Annotated in this window: 3 protein-coding genes and 1 tRNA gene; 3 read left to right on the plus strand and 1 reads right to left on the minus strand. The window is 69.6% G+C overall.

Annotated features, from left to right (window positions below):
* The first annotated feature begins 68 nt into the window (after positions 1-68).
* Genes CA983_RS41980 through CA983_RS41990 form a run of 3 tightly spaced genes read left to right on the plus strand, consistent with a single transcriptional unit; the run spans position 69 to position 2,748 of the window.
* Entirely contained in the window at positions 69-1,370 is a 1,302-nt protein-coding gene (locus CA983_RS41980; RefSeq protein WP_086605895.1) for a replication initiator, read from the plus strand.
* Positions 1,367-1,579, plus strand: coding sequence for an excisionase family DNA-binding protein (locus CA983_RS41985; RefSeq protein WP_086605896.1), 213 nt, complete (start codon positions 1,367-1,369; stop codon positions 1,577-1,579). The genes CA983_RS41980 and CA983_RS41985 overlap by 4 nt, the downstream gene beginning before the upstream one ends.
* A complete protein-coding gene (locus CA983_RS41990; protein ID WP_086605897.1) occupies positions 1,579-2,748 on the plus strand; it encodes a tyrosine-type recombinase/integrase in 1,170 nt (389 codons plus the stop codon). Before CA983_RS41985 ends, CA983_RS41990 begins: the two co-directional genes overlap by 1 nt.
* A 49-nt stretch (positions 2,749-2,797) precedes the next feature.
* On the opposite strand, the gene CA983_RS41995 is transcribed toward CA983_RS41990, so the two are convergent.
* Positions 2,798-2,871: transfer RNA gene (locus CA983_RS41995), tRNA-Gly, on the minus strand.
* Positions 2,872-3,136 lie beyond the last annotated feature (265 nt).

Raw genomic sequence — 3,136 nt, forward strand, 5'->3', positions numbered from 1 at the left:
CGCCGAAACAGCCGAAAGGAAGACCCATCATCACCCGGCAGACTCCGCCCCCGCTGGCGGAACTCTCCATGCTGGCCTCCCTCGGCACCATGCCCGAGCTGGCCCGCCAACTCTCCGGCCTGGGCGGCTGCACCAACCCCGTGCGCCTCGACGGCCACCGCACCGAGTACGCGGTCGACCGGACGACCGGAGAGATCGGGCGCGTCCTCCACCACCTCGACTCGTCCTCCCTGCCCGCCGGAAGTCTCCTCGTCCGCTGCAACAACCGCCGTGCCACCCGCTGCGCGGCCTGCGCGGAGGTCTACCGCAGAGACACCTTCCACCTGATCACCGCCGGACTCCGTGGTGGCAAGGGCACCGCCGAACAGGTCGGCACGCACCCGCGCGTCTTCGCCACTCTCACCGCACCGAGCTTCGGCCCGGTTCACAACCGCCCCTCCATCGGGCGGCCCTGCCGCTGCGGTGCCCGGCACGAGGACACAGACCCGGTCCTCGGTACGCCCCTCGATCCGGGCGCGTACGACTACGAAGCGGCCGTGCTCTGGAATGCCCACGCCGGAGCCCTCTGGCGGCGCTTCTCGATCTACCTGCGCCGTGAGATCGCCAAGCGCGCCGGACTCACCCAGCGTGCGTTTCGGGATCACGCGCGCGTCTCCTTCGCCAAGGTCGCCGAGTACCAGAAGCGGGGCGCCGTCCACTTCCACGCGGTCATGCGCCTCGACGGCCCGGAGGGCGGCGACACGGCCCCTCCGGCCTGGGCGTCCGCCGAGCTGCTGGCCGACGCCATCCAGGCCGCTGTCACCGCCACACGCGTCAATGGACCGGACGTCGACGGCCGCGCCCACACCTTCACCTTCGGCCGCCAACTCGACGTGCGCACCATCCGCTCCGCCGACTTCGACGGCGGCCAGGAGCTGACCGAACGGGCCGTAGCGGCGTACATCGCCAAGTACGCCACCAAGGGCGCCGAGACAGCGACCGGCACCCTGGACCGGCCGATCCGCTTCCTCGCCGAACTGGCACAGGCCCGGATCACCGACCACGCCCGGCGCATGATCCGGACGGCCTGGACCCTCGGCGCACGCAAGGACCTCGAACACCTCCGCCTGCGTGCCTGGGCCCACATGCTCGGCTTCCGCGGCCACTTCTCCACCAAGTCCCGCCGCTACTCCACCACCCTCGGCGCCCTCCGCGATGCCCGCGCCGAATGGCGCCGCGCACAGGCTGCCACTGCCGTTCCCCAGGACGGCGAAACCACGCTCGTCCTCGCTCACTGGGTCTTCGCCGGAACCGGCCTCAGCACCGGAGAAGCCTGGCTCGCCGCATCCCTCGAACCCGCCCCCGGAACGGAAGGAGAGCCCACCACATGAACGACCGCTACCTGTCCGTCGACCAGGTCGCCGAGCTGCTCGGCACGACTCCCCGCTTCCCGCGGCGGCTCATCGAGGAACGGCGCATCCGTTACGTGAAGGTCGGCCGGCATGTGCGTATCCCGGAAAGCGCGGTCGAAGAGTTCATCCGGTCCCGCACGGTGGAGCCGCTCAGGCGCCCCCGACCGCGCTACGGGAGGGCTGCCTGATGGCCAACAACAGGGGCAGGCGTCGCCGCTTCGGCGCGATCAGAAAGCTCCCCTCCGGCCGGTACCAGGCGCGCTATCCAGGGCCCGACGGGGTGATGCGTCCGGCGCCCTTCACGTTCGAGACGACGGCGGACGCTGATGATTGGCTCGCCGAAAAGCAGACCGAGATTCGCCGTGGTGAGTGGCGCGACCCCGATGCGGGCGCAGTGAGCTTCCGGGCCTACGCGGAGAAGTGGGTGGAGGAACGGGAGCTCGCGCCGCTGACGCAGGACCTCTACCGCTATCTCCTCGACAAGCACCTGTTCGCCTTCGGGGACCTGGACTTGGACGAGATCACCGCGCCCCGAGTCCGGGAGTGGCGGGCCGAACGGCTGCGACTCACGGGTGCCAAGACGATCACGGCCAAGGCGTACCGGCTCCTCAAGGCCATCATGGAGACGGCAGTGGACGACGAACTGATCACGCGCAACCCGTGCCGCATCAAAGGCGCCGGTAAGGAGAAGGCCGCTGAGCGCCGTATCGCCACCGTCGGCCAGGTGGACGCCCTCGCCAACGCTGTGGGGATGCGGTGGCGGCTCATGGTCTACCTCGGCGCCTATGGCCCGCTCCGGCCGGAAGAGCTGGCCGGTCTCCGGCGGCGGGACGTCGACCTCGACCACTTACGCCTCCGGGTCCGTCTCGCCGAGCCGGAGCGGATGAACGGGCGTCGCGTCCAGGGCGACACCAAGTCCGAGGCCGGCACCCGGACTGTGATTCTTCCCGCCTTCCTCCGCCGGGAGCTCTGTTGGCACCTGGAGTCGTACGCCGAGCCGGGCCCGGACGGGCTGCTCTTCGTCGGTGAGAAGGGGGCTCCCTTCCGACGCAGCACCTTCGGGCGGAAGTGGCGGAAGGCCCGGGAGGTCGTCGGCATGCCGGAGGGGTTCCGGTTCTACGACCTGCGGCACACAGGGCACACGCTCTCGACCCGGTCCGGTGCCACCTTGAAGGACACGATGGTGCGCGCCGGACAGTCGTCCGAGAAGGCCGCGCTGATCTATCAGCACTCCGACGAGGAGCGCCAGGAGGAGGTTGCCGCCGGCCTCGATGCCACCGTCCGGAAGGCTCGGGAGGAGGCTGCCCGGAAGGCCGCCGAGAAGCGTTCTGGCACGGATCTGGCACGCGGCGAGTGATCACAGCTGACAGCAAAACGGCCCAGGTCTCTGACCTGGGCCTTCTTCGTGGAGCGGGTGACGAGAATCGAACTCGCGCTCTCAGCTTGGGAAGCTGATGTTCTACCATTAAACTACACCCGCGTAAGACGCCGACCGGAGTCGGTGTCCGAACGCCCGCTTACTCTACCTCATGCCAGGCCTCCGGTGTTCAAACCGCGAGGCCTCAGCGCGTTTCAGGGGGTGGGATCGGGCTGCGGGTGACCGGAGTTGGGGCGTACGGGGGGGGCGCGGGCGAGGGCCCGGACGGGACCGGAGTGCCGCCTGGAGGGCCGTCCCTTTGATCCCGTACTGTGGCTTTTGTCGTCAGGCAAGCAGCAGCCGGACGCGGCTCTTGGGGAAGTGACTC

Origin of the sequence: Streptomyces swartbergensis (assembly GCF_002148965.1) — a bacterium.
Classification (GTDB): Bacteria; Actinomycetota; Actinomycetes; order Streptomycetales; family Streptomycetaceae; genus Streptomyces; species Streptomyces swartbergensis.

Bases quoted from the DNA above. Each gene is read 5' to 3' on its own strand.
- CA983_RS41985 (WP_086605896.1), top strand. From the start codon at position 1,367: ATGAACGACCGCTACCTGTCCGTCGACCAGGTCGCCGAGCTGCTCGGC.
- CA983_RS41980 (WP_086605895.1), top strand. From the start codon at position 69: ATGCTGGCCTCCCTCGGCACCATGCCCGAGCTGGCCCGCCAACTCTCC.
- CA983_RS41990 (WP_086605897.1), top strand. From the start codon at position 1,579: ATGGCCAACAACAGGGGCAGGCGTCGCCGCTTCGGCGCGATCAGAAAG.